The sequence below is a fragment of the Nonomuraea sp. NPDC004186 genome, assembly GCF_053603495.1.
In genome coordinates, this window is record NZ_JBSGFQ010000047.1 from 61,444 (window position 1) to 77,536 (window position 16,093).

Annotated in this window: 14 protein-coding genes; 7 read left to right on the forward strand and 7 right to left on the reverse strand. The window is 70.9% G+C overall.

The window, feature by feature from the left end; genetic code table 11:
• Positions 1–35 precede the first annotated feature (35 nt).
• From ACWEPL_RS33200 to ACWEPL_RS33215, 4 genes are all read left to right on the forward strand, one after another.
• Positions 36–701: a DoxX family protein gene (locus ACWEPL_RS33200; protein WP_363966262.1), complete on the forward strand. Its 666-nt coding sequence runs from the start codon at positions 36–38 to the stop codon at positions 699–701.
• A 358-nt stretch (positions 702–1,059) separates the two neighbouring features.
• Positions 1,060–2,643 carry a Coagulation factor 5/8 type domain-containing protein gene (locus ACWEPL_RS33205; protein WP_452438518.1) on the forward strand — a complete coding sequence of 528 codons (1,584 nt, stop codon included), beginning with the start codon at positions 1,060–1,062 and terminating at the stop codon, positions 2,641–2,643.
• A 43-nt stretch (positions 2,644–2,686) separates the two neighbouring features.
• Positions 2,687–3,709, forward strand: a complete 1,023-nt coding sequence (locus ACWEPL_RS33210) for a LacI family DNA-binding transcriptional regulator (RefSeq protein ID WP_452438519.1) — start codon at positions 2,687–2,689, stop codon at positions 3,707–3,709.
• A gap of 132 nt (positions 3,710–3,841) precedes the next feature.
• Positions 3,842–5,686 carry a ricin-type beta-trefoil lectin domain protein gene (locus ACWEPL_RS33215; protein ID WP_452438520.1) on the forward strand — a complete coding sequence of 615 codons (1,845 nt, stop codon included), beginning with the start codon at positions 3,842–3,844 and terminating at the stop codon, positions 5,684–5,686.
• Here ACWEPL_RS33215 and sthA read toward each other — a convergent pair whose 3' ends face one another.
• On the reverse strand, positions 5,687–7,102 hold the full coding sequence (gene sthA, locus ACWEPL_RS33220; RefSeq protein WP_350739158.1) for a Si-specific NAD(P)(+) transhydrogenase: 1,416 nt from the start codon (positions 7,100–7,102) through the stop codon (positions 5,687–5,689). It lies immediately after the preceding gene.
• 60 nt (positions 7,103–7,162) lie between these two features.
• On the opposite strand from sthA, the gene ACWEPL_RS33225 reads away from it, so the two are divergent.
• Complete coding sequence (locus tag ACWEPL_RS33225; RefSeq protein ID WP_355204586.1) at positions 7,163–7,993, forward strand: PhzF family phenazine biosynthesis protein; 831 nt, start codon at positions 7,163–7,165, stop codon at positions 7,991–7,993.
• Here the strand turns inward: ACWEPL_RS33225 and ACWEPL_RS33230 are convergent.
• The 6 genes from ACWEPL_RS33230 to ACWEPL_RS33255 form a co-directional block, all read right to left on the reverse strand.
• Positions 7,971–8,807: a 5-oxoprolinase subunit C family protein gene (locus ACWEPL_RS33230; RefSeq protein WP_350739153.1), complete on the reverse strand. Its 837-nt coding sequence runs from the start codon at positions 8,805–8,807 to the stop codon at positions 7,971–7,973. The two genes, ACWEPL_RS33225 and ACWEPL_RS33230, sit on opposite strands and share 23 nt — an antisense overlap.
• Entirely contained in the window at positions 8,804–9,418 is a 615-nt protein-coding gene (locus tag ACWEPL_RS33235) for a 5-oxoprolinase subunit B family protein (RefSeq protein ID WP_452438521.1), read from the reverse strand. The genes ACWEPL_RS33230 and ACWEPL_RS33235 overlap by 4 nt, the downstream gene beginning before the upstream one ends.
• Positions 9,415–10,170, reverse strand: a complete 756-nt coding sequence (locus ACWEPL_RS33240) for a LamB/YcsF family protein (RefSeq protein ID WP_397364941.1) — start codon at positions 10,168–10,170, stop codon at positions 9,415–9,417. The genes ACWEPL_RS33235 and ACWEPL_RS33240 overlap by 4 nt, the downstream gene beginning before the upstream one ends.
• Before the next feature lie 23 nt (positions 10,171–10,193).
• Entirely contained in the window at positions 10,194–10,964 is a 771-nt protein-coding gene (locus ACWEPL_RS33245; RefSeq protein ID WP_363966252.1) for a thioesterase family protein, read from the reverse strand.
• A gap of 53 nt (positions 10,965–11,017) precedes the next feature.
• Positions 11,018–12,508: a hypothetical protein gene (locus ACWEPL_RS33250; protein ID WP_350739327.1), complete on the reverse strand. Its 1,491-nt coding sequence runs from the start codon at positions 12,506–12,508 to the stop codon at positions 11,018–11,020.
• Between the two features lie 175 nt (positions 12,509–12,683).
• Positions 12,684–12,908, reverse strand: coding sequence for a hypothetical protein (locus tag ACWEPL_RS33255; protein WP_185078019.1), 225 nt, complete (start codon positions 12,906–12,908; stop codon positions 12,684–12,686).
• Between the two features lie 154 nt (positions 12,909–13,062).
• Between ACWEPL_RS33255 and ACWEPL_RS33260 the strand changes: the two genes are divergently transcribed.
• Positions 13,063–13,626 (forward strand): HhH-GPD-type base excision DNA repair protein, encoded by a 564-nt coding sequence (locus ACWEPL_RS33260; RefSeq protein WP_350739143.1) that lies wholly within the window; start codon positions 13,063–13,065, stop codon positions 13,624–13,626.
• Between the two features lie 246 nt (positions 13,627–13,872).
• Entirely contained in the window at positions 13,873–15,969 is a 2,097-nt protein-coding gene (locus ACWEPL_RS33265) for a SpoIIE family protein phosphatase (RefSeq protein WP_355204572.1), read from the forward strand.
• The last annotated feature ends 124 nt before the right edge of the window (positions 15,970–16,093 follow it).

The window sequence follows — 16,093 nt, forward strand, 5'->3', positions numbered from 1 at the left end:
GGTGTGCCATGTCCCGATTAGGGCAGACAACTACCGTGAAACAGGCCCTTCGTGATCTTGCTGCTTTAGTCGCCCGCGTCGGCGTGGGCGGCATCTTCTTCGCGAACGGCTGGACCAAGCTGGAAGACGGGCTGAAGGCCACCGGGGCGAAGTTTCTCGCGCAGGGCGCTCCCGCACCCGGCGCCTGGGCCACGGTGACCATGCTCACCGAGCTCATCGGCGGCGCGCTGCTGATCGCGGGCCTGGCCGTCTCGGTCACGGGCCTGATCCTCTTCGCCGAGGCGCTGGGGGTCTTCGTGGTGGCCCCGCCGCTCAACCCCATCAGCCTGAACGAGCTCATCCTCCTCGGCGCCGCCTCCCTCCTGCTCGCCGTGGTGGGCGCGGGACGGGTGTCGGTGGACCACATGGTGGTGATCAGGCGGAGGGAGTCGGAGGCGGCGAACGAGTTCGCGGCCGACACGGAGGCGGACCGCGTCATCGCCTCACTCCGGGGACCCGACAAATCACCGGCTCCGGAGCCGGAGGCGAAGGACGAGCCCAAGGACACCGCCGCCACGGAGGACACGGCGCCCCATCCCCGGCCGCGCGCCAAGAGCGGGGAGACGAGCCGCGCGGAGGACCCCGCACCGGCACCGGGCGACACCCTGGTCGCCGGCCGCAAGAAACCCACCGCCCGCACCCGTCGCCCACCCTCCGACTGACCGTCCCGCCGTCTCGCGCGTCCTCCGGCTGACCCGTCGCGTCGTCTCGCGCGTGCGCCGTCTCGCCTGCGCCGTCTCGCCTGCGCCGTCTCGCGTGCGCCGTCTCGCGGTCGGATCGCCTGGCCGCCGACCGCGTTGCGCCGAGCTCCGCCGCACCCCGCCTCGCCGACCCGGCGCCGGGTGAGGCGGAGGCCGCGCGTCACCTCCGCCTGGAGGCCCTCGCGGCGGGCGGTGGGGCGGGGCCGTCCGGGGGCGCGTGGCATGTGAGATGGGCTCATGTTTGGGTCTTGTTGGTCACGCGGACGCGGCGGATGCTGGTGGGCGAGCCCCCGGTACCCCCAGCCCCGTGAGGTGCCCCATGCCGCGCCGCTCAGCCCACCGGTTGATCGTCCTCGTGCTCCTCCTCGCCGGCACCCTGGTGATCCCCCAGGCCACGGCCACCGCCAAGACCACCACCACGGCAGCCCAGGTCAGCGGTTTCATCGACGCCCACAGCCACCTCTTCTCCTACGAGGCGTTCGGCGGCCGGCTCATGTGCGGCAAGCCGTTCGACCCCGACGGCATCGCCAAGGCGCTGACCGACTGCCCCGACCACTACCCCAACGGCGAACTGGCCTGGTTCGAGAACTTCACCCGCAAGGGCACGGTCACCGGCACCCACGACCCCGTCGGCTGGCCCACGTTCAGGGACTGGCCGGCGAACGACTCGCTGACCCACCAGCAGGCCTACTACACCTGGGTCGAGCGCGCCTGGCGGGGCGGACTGCGGATCCTGGTGAACGACCTGGTGGCCAACCGCCAGCTGTGCGCGATCTACCCCCTGAAGAAGAACTCGTGCGACGAGATGACCATCATCAGGCTCCAGGCCCAGCGGGCGAGGGAGCTGCAGGACCACATCGACGCCGAGCAGGGCGGGCCGGGCAAAGGCTGGTTCCGGATCGTGGCCGATCCGGCCGAGGCCCGGCAGGTCATCCAGGCCGGCAAGCTGGCCGTGGTCCTGGGGATCGAGACCTCCGAGCCGTTCGGCTGCCGCCAGATCCTGGGCATCCCCCAGTGCACCAGGGCGCAGATCGACCGCGGCCTGGACGAGATGTACGCGCTGGGCGTACGCAGCATGTTCGTCTGCCACAAGTACGACAACGCCCTGTGCGGCGTGCGGTTCGACTCCGGCACCCAGGGCGCGATCGTCAACCTGGGCAACTTCCTCGGCACCGGCTCCTTCTGGCAGGCCCGCACCTGTACGACCCCCGAGCACGACAACCCGATCGACCCGGGCGGCGTCCTGCCCGACCCGATCGCGGGCCTGCTGCCTCCCGGGATCTCGCTGCCGGTCTATCCCCCCGCCCCGCACTGCAACACCAGGGGCCTGACCGCGCTGGGCGAGTACATGGTCCAGGGCATGATCCGCCGCGGCATGCTGATCGAGCTCGACCACATGAGCGTCAAGGCCGCCGCCCGCACGCTCGACCTGCTCGAAGCCGCCCGCTACCCGGGCGTGATCTCCTCCCACAGCTGGGCCGACCCGCTCTACTTCGACCGCATCTACGCCCTCGGCGGCATGATCACGCAGTACGGCCACGACGCGGAGCACTTCGTCGCCGAGTGGGCCCGCACCAGACCCTCCAGGCAGGCGCACCAGGTCGCCGGCTACGGCTACGGGCTCGACGTCAACGGCATGGGCAGGCTGCCGGCCGCGCGGGCGGGCGCCACCGGGGTGACGTACCCGTTCAGGTCGTACGACGGCAGCGTGCTCCTGGACCGGCTGCGCACCGGCCAGCGGGTGTGGGACGTCAACACGGACGGCGTCGCCAACTACGGCCTGGTGCCCGACTGGATCGAGGACATGCGGATCATCGCAGGCGACGAGATCGTCCGGGACATGGCGGCCGGCGCCGAGTCCTACCTCCGCACATGGGAGGCGGCCACCTCGGCCAGGCCGTGACCGCCCCGGCTATTCTGGCGGCAGGGCGGAGCGAGGGGCGTGGATGGCGGCCAGGTCCGGCAGGGCGCGCGCGACGGTGCGTGACGTCGCGGCGGAGACGGGGCTGTCCATCGCCACGGTCTCCCGCGTGCTCAACGGCCAGGCCAACGTCGCCCCGCACACCCGGGAGCTGGTGCTGCGCGCCGTCGGGCGCCTCGGCGACCAGGCGCCGCGGCCGCGCACGATCCACGACCCGTCGGCCGGCGCCGTGTACGTGCGCTGCCCGTACGTGCTGACCGACTATTTCGGGCTCATCGTCTCCTCGGTGGGGGAGACCATCGAGCTGCACGGAAGGCAGATGATCCTCGGCGCGGGCGAGGCCGCCCAGGACGCCCCGGTGCTCGCCGGGCTGCCCGGCAGGCAGGGCGTGGCCGGCGCGATCCTCATCCTGCCCCCGGAGCCGGGCGACGAGCTGGTGCGCCTGCGCGACAGCGGCTTCCCCTTCGTGGTGATCGACCCGCGGACCCCGCCCCCCAAGGACATCGCGGCGGTCTCGGCCGCTCACTTCGCGGGCGGGCGCAAGCTGATGGCGCACGTGGTCGGGCTGGGCCACCGCCGGGTCGGGATCATCGGCGGCCCGGTGGAGTGGCTGCCGAGCGAGGCCAGGCTCGCGGGTTACACGGCCTCGCTGGCGGACGCCGGGGTGCTGCCCGAGCCCGAGCTGCTGCGCAGCGTGCCGGAGCCGAGCACCGAGTACGGCTACCTGGCGGCCTGCGAGCTGCTCGACCTGCCGGAGCGGCCGACGGCGCTGGTGGCGTTCAACGACAAGATGGCCGTCGGAGCGCTGTGGGCGGCGGCCGAGCGCGGGCTGAGCGTTCCGGGCGACCTGTCGGTGGCGGGCTTCGACGACATCGACGTCAGCAGGGCCACCTCGCCCGCCCTCACCACGGTGCGCCAGCCCCTGCAGGAGATGGGCCGGATGGCGGTCACGCTGCTGATGCGGCTGCTGAGCCGCCACACGGTGGAGGCGCTGCACGTCTCGCTCGAGACCGAGCTGATCGTCCGGGGCTCCACCGGCCCTGCCTGATCGTTTCATTTGTTTCATAGCCACAAATGGGCCTTGACGCTGCCCATGACCCGTGGTCACCTAAAAGAAAGTTTCTTTATTGTTTCATTTGTTACATGGACATCACCCCCAGCCCGGAAGGGAAACAACGCCGTGTCCCGAATACTCACGCTTGTCTGCGCGGCCGTGCTGGCGCTGGCCGTGCCCGTCCCGGCGTACGCCGCCGGCGAGACGGTGAACGTCTGGCTCACCACCACCTCGGACTCCGGAGGCCGGAACGTCACCCGCGGCCTCGCGCAACAGACCCCGATCGCCTTCGGCTCCGCCGGCGGCAGCGCCAACCAGACGATCACCGTCAACGAGGGCACCACGTACCAGCAGTTCGAGGGCGGCGGCGCGTCGATCACCGACACGACCGCGTACCTGCTGCGCGGCGGCCCGGTCAGCGCGGCCACGCGGGACGCGACCATGCGCAAGCTGTTCTCGCCCACGGACGGGATCGGCCTGTCGTTCGTCCGCAACCCGATCGGCGCCTCCGACCTGTCGCGCCCCGGCATGGTCTCGCTCGACGACACCTGCTGCGATCTCAACGACTTCGGCGCCAACGGCTACGACACCAACGTCCGCCTGCTGACCGTCCAGGCCAAGCAGCTCAACCCGGAGCTGCGGGTCAAGGGCGTGCCGTGGAGCGCGCCCGGCTGGATGAAGGACAACGGCCGGATGGACCAGATGGGCTGGCTGAAGTCGCAGTACTACGCCATGTACGCCCAGTACTTCGTCAAGTACGTCCAGAGCTACCAGGCCGCCGGGGTCCCGGTGAACTACATCTCCGTCCAGAACGAGCCCAACTGCTGCCAGGCGTCCAACCCGACCGCCATGAACTACCCCGGCATGAACTGGAACTCCTCCGGCCTCATCGAGCTGACCAAGAACTTCGTGTATCCGGCCTTCCGGGCCGCCGGCATCACCACGAAGGTGCTCGTACACGACTGGAACTACGGCGACTACGGCCAGATCGGCGGCCCCATCCTGGCCGACGCGGCGCTGCGGAACGATCCGCTGTTCGGCGGCATCGCCTGGCACGGCTACTTCGGCGACCCGGCGGTCGGCTCGCAGGTGCACGACCAGTATCCGTCGGTGCCCCAGTTCAGCACCGAGCACTCCGGCGGCACCTGGATCGGCAACCAGCACAACGAGGACATGGCCGACATCGTGAACTACACCCGCAACTGGAGCCGCAGCCTGGTCAAGTGGAGCCTGGCGCTCAACCAGCAGATGGGCCCGCACAACGGCGGCTGCGGCACCTGCACCGGCCTGATCACGGTCCAGGAGGGCGGCTCGCGCGCCGGCCAGGTGGACTACACGATCGAGTACTACACGACCGGCCACCTCACCAAGTTCGTCAGACCTGGCGCGTACCGGATCGACTCGACCGCCAACTCCACGGTGCAGAACGTCGCCTGGCGCAACCCCGACGGCTCCAAGGCCCTGATCGCCCACAACGGCGGCACCTCGGCCCAGTCGGTCAGGGTCAACTGGGGCAACCAGTCGTTCGTGTACACGCTGCCCGCCCGTACCACCGCGACCTTCACCTGGTCGGGCACGCCGGGCGGCAACCCGGCCGGCGCGATCACCGGCCTGGGCGGCAAGTGTGTCGACGTGGCCGGCGGCAGCAGCGCGGACGGCGCGGCCGTGCAGCTCTACACCTGCAACGGCACCGCCGCCCAGCAGTGGACCCGCCCGGGCGACGGCACGCTGCGCGCGCTCGGCAAGTGCCTCGACGTGGTCGACCGCGGCACCGCCGACGGCAGCAAGCTCCAGCTCTGGTCGTGTTCGGGCGGCGCCAACCAGCAGTGGACCTACACCTCGGGCCGCGACCTGGTGAACCCCGCCGCGAACAAGTGCGCCGACGTCACCGGCAACTCCAGCGCCGACGGCACCCGGCTGCAGATCTGGACCTGCACGGGCGCCGCCAACCAGAAGTGGACGCTGTCGTGATCACATGCCGGCGGTGAGGCGGGCGACCACCCGCATCTTGTTCATCGCGTCCAGCGCGGCCACCTTGTACGACTCGGCCAGCGTCGGATAGTTGAACACGGCGTTGACCAGGTAGTCGATCGTCCCGCCGCACCCCATGACCGTCTGCCCGATGTGCACGAGCTCCGTCGCCCCCGTGCCGAACACGTGGACGCCGAGCAGCCGCCGGTCCTCGGGGGAGACGAGGAGCTTGAGCATCCCGTACGAGTCGCCGATGATCTGCCCCCTGGCCAGCTCCCGGTACCGCGAGATGCCCACCTCGAACGGCACCTTGTCCCGGGTCAGCTCGTCCTCCGACCGGCCGACGAAGCTGATCTCGGGAATGGTGTAGATCCCGATGGGCGGCAGCTCGCGGGCGTCCTCGACCGGCTCCCCGCACGCGTGCTGCGCGGCCACCCGCCCCTGCTCCATGGAGGTGGCCGCCAGCGCGGGGAAGCCGATCACGTCGCCCACGGCGTAGATGTGCGACACCTCGGTGGCGTAGTTGGAGTCCACCGAGATGCGGCCGCGGGCGTCGGCGGCCAGGCCGGCGGCCTCCAGGCACAGCTCGGCGGTCTTGCCCTGGCGCCCGGCCGAGTACATGACGCAGTCGGCGGGGATCTTCTTGCCGCTCTCCAGCAGGGTCAGCGCCCCGCCGGGGCGGCGCTCGACGGCGGCCACGTTCTCCCCGAAGCGGAACGTCACGGCCAGGTCGCGCAGGTGGTACTTCAGCGCCTCGACGATCTCCAGGTCGCAGAACTCCAGCATGCGCTCGCGCCGCTCGATCACCGTCACCTTGGTGCCGAGGGCGGCGAACATGGAGGCGTACTCGATGCCGATGACCCCGGCCCCCACCACGACCAGGGTCTCGGGGATCCGGTCGAGGTGCAGGATCGCGTCGGAGTCGATGATCGTCCTGTCGTCGAACTCGACGCTGTCGGGACGGGCGGGCGAGGTGCCGGTGGCGATCACGACCTTCTCGGCGGTGATCTTCGTCTCCTCGGACTTGCCCTCCTCGTGCGTGATCCCGATCGTGTGCGCGTCCAGGAACCGGCCGGTGCCCTGCAGCACCGTCACGTGGTTGCGGGCGAGCTGGCTGCGGATCACCTGGATCTCGCGGCCGATCACGTGCTGGGTGCGCATCCCGAGGTCGGTGACCGTGATCTCGTCCTTGACGCGGTAGCTGGCGCCGTACAGCTCCCGCTGGTTGAGCCCTGTGAGATAGAGGACGGCCTCCCTGAGGGTTTTGGAGGGGATCGTCCCCGTGTTGATGCACACGCCGCCGAGCATGTGTCGTTTCTCGACCACGGCGACACGCTTGCCGAGCTTCGCCGCCGCGATCGCGGCCTTCTGTCCACCTGGCCCGGAACCCAGGACCACAACATCAAAGTCCGCCACACCGTCCAGTCTGCTGGTGGCGTGTTAACGGGAAAAGACCTGTCTGCGAGACTCCGAATTATGTTGCGCCCTTTCACCGAGGTTGACGTCTTCACCACCACCCCGTACCACGGGAACGCGCTCGCGGTCGTGCTCGACGGCCAGGGGCTGACGACCGAGGAGATGCAGCGGTTCGCCACCTGGACGAACCTGGCCGAGACCACCTTCCTGCTGCCGCCGACCACACCCGAGGCCGACTACCGGGTACGGATCTTCACCGCGTCCGTGGAGCTGCCCTTCGCCGGGCACCCGACCCTCGGCACCTGCCACGCCTGGCTGGAGGCCGGGGGAGTGCCGCACCAGGAGGGCGAGATCGTCCAGGAGTGCGCGGCCGGGCTGGTACGGGTACGCAGGAGCGGCGACGGGCTGGCCTTCCACGCGCCGCCCCTCGTGCGGTCGGGCCCCGTGGAGGAGCCGCTGGCCGGGCGGATCGCCGAGTCCCTCGGGATCGGGCGGGCCGACATCGTGGACATGGAGTGGGCCGACAACGGCCCCGGCTGGATCGCGGTGCTGCTCGCGGACGCCGAGTCCGTGCTCGCGCTGCGCCCGGGCCTCGTCCCCAACTACGTGGGCGTGGCGGGCCCCTACCCCGAGGGGGCGCCGTACGACTTCGAGGTGCGGGCGTTCACGCACGCGCACGGCTCCACCATCGAGGACCCGGTGACGGGCAGCCTCAACGCCTCCATGGCCCAGTGGCTGCTGCGCTCGGGCCGGGCCAAGGCCCCGTACGTGGCCAGACAGGGCACGGTGCTGGGCTTCTCGGGCCGGGTGCACATCTCCACCGACGCCGAGGGTGACGTGTGGGTGGGCGGCTCCGTGCTGACCTGCGTCACCGGCCAGGTCGAACTGTGAACCGCACCTCGTCGCCCGGCCGCAGCTGGGCGGCGACCGGCAGGTCCGCCTCGCGTACGACGCCGATCACCGGGTAGCCGCCCGTCGGCGGGTGGTCGGCGAGGAAGACGATCGGCTGCCCGCTCGGCGGCACCTGGATCGCCCCGGTGACCATCCCCTCGCTCGGCAGCTCGCCCTCCTTGGCCCTGACCAGCTCGGCGCCGCTCAGCCGCACCCCGACGCGGTTGCTGTCCTGGCTCACCGAGTACGGCCGCGCGCACAGCTCGGCCAGCGCGTCCGGCACGAACCAGTCGTCCCGCGGCCCCGGCGTCACCCGCAGCACGGCGGGCCGGGGCCCGGGCGGCGGCGCCAGGTCGACGGAGATCACGCCTTCGGGCCGCCCGACGGGCAGCAGCGTGCCCGCCCGCAGCGGCTCCGGGCCGAGCCCGGACAGCGAGTCGGTGGAGCGGCTGCCGAGCACCGGCTCCACCGCGATCCCGCCGCGCACGGCCACATAAGTGCGCAGCCCCCAGTCCGGCATGCCCAGCCGCAGCTCCGTGCCCTTCGCGACCCAGTACGGCGACCCCATCCCCGCCGCGCTGTCCACGGGCGCGCCCGCCAGCGCCACCCATGCCCCGTCGTGGAACAGCAGCCGCGCCATGCCGAACGTCAGCTCGATCCCCGCCAGCCCCTCCGGGTTGCCCACGAGCCTGTTGGCCAGCCGCAGGCTCGGCGCGTCGGCCGCCCCCGAGCGGGGCACCCCCAGGTGGGCGAGGCCCGGCCGCCCCAGATCCTGGACGGTCGCGTACGGCCCGGCCGCCATCACCTCGATCATGTGGGTTGAAACCGTACGCGCACGCCCGGCCTGAAGAGCGAGGGCGGGTCGGCCGTCACGTCCCACACCCGCACGGAGGTGCGCCCGATCAGCCGCCACCCGCCCGGCGAGGCGCTCGGGTAGACCGCCGAGTACGGCCCCGCCACCGCCACCGACCCGGCCGGCACCGACGTGCGCGGCGTGTCGAGCCTGGGCGTCTCCAGCACCGGATCCAGCCCCGTGAGATAGGCGAACCCCGGGGCGAACCCCAGCCAGCCCACCACCAGCTCCCGCCCCGCGTGCCGGGAGACCACCTCGTCCACCGGGATCCCGGCCAGTGCCGCCACGGAATCGAGATCCGCCCCGTCATAGACGACGGGAATCGTCACGACCTCCCCCTCGGCCGCCCGTACACCGGCCCTGTCCCGCTCGCGGCCGACGACGTCCGCCAGAAGCGCCCGCAGCCGCGCCTGATCCGCCCCAGGAGCCACCACGAGCACCGTCTCCGGCCCCGGCACGATCTCCACCACCCCGGCCGGCAGATCGGCCCGCAGCGCCGCGTCCAGCCGGTGAGACAGCTCCAGCGAGCCGGTCTCCACGAGCAGCCCGTGCTCCCCGGCCGCCCGGATCACGCGAACGCCTGCAGGACCACTCCGGCCGCCAGCAACGCGTCCCGCACTCCCTGCGCCAGCCGGACGGCGTCAGGCGTGTCGCCGTGCACGCAAATGGAACGTGCCGAAACCGGGACAGAACTGCCGTCGATGGCCGTCACGGAGCCGTGCACGGCCATCCGGCACGCTCGGTCGGCCACCGCGGCGGGGTCGTGGATGACCGCGCCCGGCTCCCTGCGCGACACCAGAGTCCCCTCGGGGGTGTACGCGCGGTCGGCGAACGCCTCGTTCACGGTCGGGACGCCCGCGGCGGCCGCCACCGCGTGCACCACCGAACCGGGCAGCGTGAGCACCGGCAGCGAGGGGTCGTAGTCGGCCACCGCGTCGATCACCGCCGCCGCCTGCACCTCGTCGCGGCAGATCCGGTTGTAGAGCGCGCCGTGCGGCTTGATGTACGAGACCCGGCCGCCCATGGCTTTGGCGATGCCGTCGACGGCCGCGAGCTGGTACAGCACCTCGGCGCACAGCTCCTCCGGCTCGGCGTCCATCTCCCTGCGCCCGAAGTGGGCCAGGTCGCGGTAGGACACCTGCGCGCCGATCGTCACCCCGCGGTCGACGGCCGCCGCGCACGTGCGTCTGATCGTCACGGGGTCGCCCGCGTGGAAACCGCAGGCCACATTGGCGCTCGTGACGATGTCGAGCAGGGCGAGGTCGTCGCCGAGCCGCCAGACGCCGAACCCTTCACCCAGGTCGGCGTTGAGGTCGATCACCATGGCAGTAGAGGCTATCTCGGCGCCTATCTCGGTGCGACGAACAACGTCTGGATCGCCGTACCGACTTCACCTGTGCCGTCGTACAGGGTGGACCGGGTCAGGCCCCTGCCGGACGGGCCGACGACCGTGGCGGCGTCCATGCAGATCCATTCGCCCTCGGGGGCGCGGAACAGCGAGATGGTCAGGTCCACGTTCACGAACACGTGCGTGTCGAAGCCGAGGGCGGCGCTGACGCCGTTGCCGCTGTCGGCGAAGGCGGCCAGGCGCTCCATCGGGGTGAACTCCTCGCCCTCGACCAGCGGCACCGTGAACCGGCCCCAGACCGTGGCGGGGCCGGGCCGCATGGGGCCGCCTTCGGCGAAACGCCAGTCGAGCGCGCGGCCGTACCCGAATCCCGAGCCGAGCCACGAGCCGGCGACCTCCTCCGAGGGCGGCGGGACCGGCCCCGGCGGCCCGGGGACCGGCGAGGCGGGCGTGTCGGCCGTACGGATGCGCCAGGCGCTCGCCCTGGCGTACGCGCGGCCGCCGGACGAGACGCTCGCCGACAGGCACTGCACGCGCTTGCCGTCGCGGGTCACGTCGGTGGCGATCTCCAGCTCGGCCACGGGCACGGGGGCGAACACGTCCACCACGAGCTTGGACAGTTCCAGGCCCGGGCGCGGCGCGGTCTGGGCCAGCTCATGGACGATCAGGGCGGTGACCGGGCCCATGTGCTGGGTGCGCGGGTCCCACGGACCCTGCGTGTGCTCGGACGACCGATAACGCCCTTCGGTCAAGCGGGTGTACATCGCCATAGAAGAAAATTCTACGGCGGTTCGCGTCCGGCGGTCCGTCGCGGGGACCGTTCCTAGAACTCGTCCGGGATGTCGGCGATGTCGTCCAGCGCCGCCGCCAGCTCGTCGGGGTCGCCGCCGATCCGCTCGGCGATCTCGATCAGCACGTGGAGCACGTCGTGGCGGTCGTGGCCGAGGTCGAGCAGGCGCTGCGCGGCCTCCCACAGCTGCGGCGGGTCGCCCTCCCACAGCCGGGTGGCGATCTCCTCGTGCCAGGCCAGGTGCTCCTGGTCGATCGCGTCGCCGTGGTCGATCTCGAGCAGCGTACGCCGGTCCGCCTGGTCGGCGGGGTTGAGCTTGTCGAGCTCGATCCCGTTGTGCACGCCCTGCAGGTACGGGAACGCGAAGACCCGCCTGGCCAGCGCCGACAGGTCGCCGTCCGGCAGCAGCCGCTCCAGCAGCGGCCGGTCGAGCCCGAAGGACGTCGGGTCCCGGTACGCCTCGGGGAACTTGCCGATCGCCTCCCACACCGCGTCCAGCGTGGCCTTGAGCCCCTGCTCCGGCAGGCCCGTGCGGTGGGCGGCGAAGCGCACCCACGCCGACAGCACGTGCGGCATCGCCTCCTGCTCGGCCACGCTCAGCATCACCTTGCGCGGCAGCCAGTCGAGCAGGAACGTTTCACACTTGGTCGGGCTGACCCGCAGCGGACGGTTGAAGTCCTGGTCGCAGCCGTAGTCGATGATGTGGTCGGCGCAGCGCGAGGCCGCCGACGGGTCGGACAGGTGCTCGGCCGCGTCGGACGCCAGGAACTCCGCCGCCAGCATGGCCCGCCGCTCCCTGCTGTACGGGGCCTCGGTGTGCCGCGGCGCAGGCCGCTTGCGCCCGGGAGGCAGCGCCTTGAGCCTGGCGCGGGCGAAGGCGTGGTAGGCGCTGTAGCTGTCGCTCACCGGCGGCGGCGTCTTCGGCTCCCTGGTGGCCTTCATGGCCGACTCCAGCAGCGCCCTGGCCTGCTCGGGCTCGATCTCCTCGAACAGCAGCAGCGGATTGCCCGCCGCCTCGGCCCTGGCCTGCTCCAGCAGCTTGTCGACCTGCGAGGACACCCAGGCGTCCCGGGCCATGCCGCTCATGTTGTAGTCGACCACCATGACGAGAGCGTGCCGGTCGACGGGCAGCGAGTCCTCGTCCCAGCGGTAGGCGAAGGTGCAGATCACCGTGTCCTGGTCGCCGTAGGAGTCGCGGGAGACGTAACAGCCCGCCGGCTTGACCGCGCCCACCCTGTCGGCCCAGCCAGGCCGGGCCACCCCCGACTCCATCATGGCCAGCGCCGCGCCCTCGGCCTTGGCGCCCTGGCGGGCCGTGCCCAGATAGGCCAGGCAGATGAGCAGCGTCAGCGAGGCCGGCGTGCCGGCCTTGGCGGCGTAGTCGACCAGTCCCTCCCCGAGCACCTGCTCCACGTCGCCGCCCCTGACCCGCCTGCCCCACCAGGCCCCGATCATGTCGGAGACCATCAGCTCCGCGTCCAGAGGGGTGCGTACGGCGAGCAGCTCGCGAGCCGCCTGCACCATCTCCTTGAACACGTCGTCTGGCGGGGTGCTCTCCCGGGGATCTCGTCGGTGTCGGCGCACACCCTCACTCTCTCGTATTCCAGGCGCAAACGGTGCGGAGAACTCGGCCTGGTGACCCCGATGTTATCGGGGACTTCTGGATGGGACTTAACTCGACTTCCGGGCTTTTGTTTGTCTACCGGGAACTTCGGGGCGGAGGCGCTGAGTTGACGATCGCGAGCAGATGCTCGCGAGCGATGCGCTCCACGATCTCCGGCGTCGCCGAGACGCCGAGATGCTGCGCACACGCGCACACGTCGGCCACGCAGCGGTCGATCGTGTCCACGGGCACGGTCAGGAACTCTTCGGCCAGCCTGAGACTGACCGGCTCCCGCAGGAACCGTGTGGCCAGAGCGAGCATAGAAGTGAGATTCCTCTGGAGACCAGGGGGCAAACCCCCAGGAATGTCGGCAGGGCGACTTGCGCTCTCATTTCACCTTTTCTCGGGCTGCTGTCAAGGCTCCGCGGCGGTTGTGTTCACTTCACCCGGTGCCCATTCGTGCGAAGCTGTCTCCATGCGCATCCAGCTCGCCCAGCGGAGCGAGGCAGACGAGCTCCTCGGCCGCAGCCCGCTCGCCCTGCTTGTCGGCATGCTGCTCGACCAGCAGATCCCCATGGAATGGGCGTTCACGGGGCCATATACGATCTCCCAGCGTCTGGGCCACGACCTGACCGCCGGGGAGATCGCCTCCTACGACCCGGAGGCGTTCGCGGCGCTGCTGGCCGAGAAGCCGGCCGTGCACCGCTACCCCAAGTCCATGGCGGCCCGGGTCCAGCAGCTCGCCGCCTACTTCGTCGAGCACTACGACGGTCAGCCGGAGAAGCTGTGGGCAGACGCCGCCGACGGCAAAGAGTTGCTGAAACGACTGATGGCCCTGCCGGGATACGGCAAACAGAAGGCCCAGATTTTTCTGGCATTGCTGGGGAAGCAGTTGGAGGTCCAGCCGCCGGGCTGGCGGGAAGCGGCCGGACACTATGGCGAGGAGGGGTCGAGCCGGTCGGTCGCCGACGTGGTCGACGCCGACAGCCTGGCCCGAGTGCGAGCCTTCAAGCAGGAGGCGAAGCGCGCGGCGAAGTAGTTGGGGCCGGGGTCTCGGCCCCGGCCATCGAGCGCTGTAACCTGATCTTGCTGCGCAATGTGGAGCGACTTTGACAGGATGCGTAGACCCTAAAGGCGACCGGGCCGCGGCGGGGGCTTCCGTCCGCACATGCCCATCGCCGATGATGTACTGCAGAATCCGGTCGCCCGGAGCTGCGCTACGCCGATACACAGTTATGGAGATGTGCCGCGTGGGAGACCCTGGCACGCGACGGAGGTGCGGACCATGAGTGCCGAGACCTCCGTTCCCCGTCCCCGGGAGTCGGATGTGGACATCTCGGACTCCGCTCTGTTCAAGGGCATGTTGTCGGAGGCCGAGTTCGCCTTCGCGTTCTTCGACGGCGACGGCCGCATCCAGCGGGTCAACGACGTGTTCAGCGACGTCGTCAACGTGCCCGCCGAGCGCATGGCCGGCAGGCTGCCGGTCGAGGTGCTGGCCGCCGACCTCAGTCAGATCATCACCCACGCCGTGCAGGCCGTCATCGAGACCGACGCGCCCGTCACCGAGGGCCGCGTACGCGTGCGGACGGCGGAGGGCGACACCAGGCACTGGTCGCTGTCGTTCTCGCCGGTCCACGACGAGGCGGCGGGCGAGCTGCGCGCCATCGCGCTCGTCGGGCTCGACGTGACCGAGAGCCGCCAGACCGAGGAGGCGCTGCGCCGCAGCGAGGAGCGTTACCGCTCGCTCGTCGAGGCCCAGTCGCAGCTTGTCTGGATCACCTCCCCCACCGGCGCGGTCGTCGAGGACGCTCCCCAGTGGCGCGCCATCACCGGCCAGGGCCTGGAGGAATACCTCGCCAACGGCTGGCTGGAGGTCGTCCACCCCGAGGAGCGCCAGCAGACCGAGGAGGCCTGGAGGGAGGCGCTGCGCGGGCGCACCATGTTCGAGTGGAACTACCGCGTGCGCACCCGGGCCAGCGGCTACCGGCACTTCGAGGTGCGGGCCGTGCCGATCATCAGGCACGGCCGGGTCGTCGAGTGGGTCGGCGCCAACACCGACGTCACCCCGCAGCGCGAGGCCGAGGAGATGCGCGGCAGGCTGACCGACCAGCTCGGCGCCGCCGCCCTGCGCACCGCCCGGCTCCAGGGGGCCACCGCCCAGCTGGCCGAGGCCCTGACGGTCGAGCAGGTGGTGCAGGTCATCATCGACGTGGGCCGCACGGCCCTGGCCGCCGACCGCTCGGCCGTGGCGCTGCTCGACCCCGACCGCGCGGCGCTCAAGCTGATCAACGGCGAGGGCATCATGGAGGCCTCCGGGATCACGGGTGACGAGATCCCGCTGTCCCACTCCAACGTGATGACCATGGCCGTCAACAGCCGCCGCCCGGTCTTCGCCGAGTCGCCCGAGTCGCTGAAGGCCCAGCTGCTCGAGGCGGGCGACGACGAGGAGATCCTGGCCGGCTTCATCACCCACGGCGACGAGCGGGCCTGGGTGGGCCTGCCGCTGCTGGCGGCGGGGAGGGCTCTGGGAGCGCTCCGATTCTCCTTCACGAGGCCGGTGAAGATCTCCCAGGAGGACGGCGTCTTCCTGGAGGCGCTGGCCGGCCAGTGCGCGCTGGCGGTCGAGCGGGCCACGCTGTTCGAGCGTGAGCACCGCACCGCCGAGACGCTGCAGCGCAGCCTGCTGCCCGACCGCCTGCCCGTGATCAAGGGTCTGGTGCTGGCCCAGCGCTTCCGCTCGGGCAGCCGCCACGTCCAGGTCGGCGGTGACTGGTACGACGCGTTCGTCCTGCAGGACGGGCGGGTCGCGGCGGTCGTCGGCGACGTCATGGGCAAGGGCGTCAAGGCCGCGGCGGGCATGGGCCGCATCCGCAACGCCATGCGGGCGTTGGCGCTGACCAACCCGCCGCCCGCGGCCGTGCTGACCGGGCTCGACCGGGTCTTCGAGGCCACGGAAGAGGAAGAACAGGTCACGACTTTGGCGTACATGGTCGTGGAGCCGGTCACCGGCGAGGGCACTCTGGCCCTGGCCGGCCACCCGCCTCCCGTCCTGGTTTCGCCGCAGGGCACGGCGATCCTGTGCGACGGCGAGCCCGGCACTCCGCTAGGCTGGCCGACCAGCCGCAGGCAGTTCCGGTTCGTGGTGCCGCCCGGCCATACCGCCGTGCTCTACTCCGACGGTCTCGTCGAGAACAGGAAGCGCGGGCTGGATGCCGGATTGGCAGACCTTTGCAGTGTTGTGACCGAAGCTCCGCCTGAAGTTGTGAGTAGTCCGCACATGTTGCTGGACTTCCTGGTTGACCGGATGTTGTCTGGATATGAACAGGATGATGACGTTACCGCGCTAGCAATTCACGTCCCGCCAGCCACGAAGAGTGACTGAATGAAACAGTCATAACGGTTGCTTTCGGGTATCAGTGCCCCGCTTACGTACGCACTACTGTCTCGGTCGGCCTAGGGTGGAGGTCAACCGCCGGGAGGTGGCCGTACGGAGCGCGGGGTCGTGC

Coding starts and splice junctions, on each gene's coding strand:
- ACWEPL_RS33260 (WP_350739143.1), top strand. CDS start 13,063: ATGCGCATCCAGCTCGCCCAGCGGAGCGAGGCAGACGAGCTCCTCGGC.
- ACWEPL_RS33225 (WP_355204586.1), top strand. CDS start 7,163: ATGTTGCGCCCTTTCACCGAGGTTGACGTCTTCACCACCACCCCGTAC.
- ACWEPL_RS33210 (WP_452438519.1), top strand. CDS start 2,687: ATGGCGGCCAGGTCCGGCAGGGCGCGCGCGACGGTGCGTGACGTCGCG.
- ACWEPL_RS33205 (WP_452438518.1), top strand. CDS start 1,060: ATGCCGCGCCGCTCAGCCCACCGGTTGATCGTCCTCGTGCTCCTCCTC.
- ACWEPL_RS33240 (WP_397364941.1), bottom strand. CDS start 10,170: ATGGTGATCGACCTCAACGCCGACCTGGGTGAAGGGTTCGGCGTCTGG.
- ACWEPL_RS33230 (WP_350739153.1), bottom strand. CDS start 8,807: ATGATCGAGGTGATGGCGGCCGGGCCGTACGCGACCGTCCAGGATCTG.
- ACWEPL_RS33265 (WP_355204572.1), top strand. CDS start 13,873: ATGAGTGCCGAGACCTCCGTTCCCCGTCCCCGGGAGTCGGATGTGGAC.
- ACWEPL_RS33250 (WP_350739327.1), bottom strand. CDS start 12,508: ATGGTGCAGGCGGCTCGCGAGCTGCTCGCCGTACGCACCCCTCTGGAC.
- ACWEPL_RS33245 (WP_363966252.1), bottom strand. CDS start 10,964: ATGGCGATGTACACCCGCTTGACCGAAGGGCGTTATCGGTCGTCCGAG.
- ACWEPL_RS33255 (WP_185078019.1), bottom strand. CDS start 12,908: ATGCTCGCTCTGGCCACACGGTTCCTGCGGGAGCCGGTCAGTCTCAGG.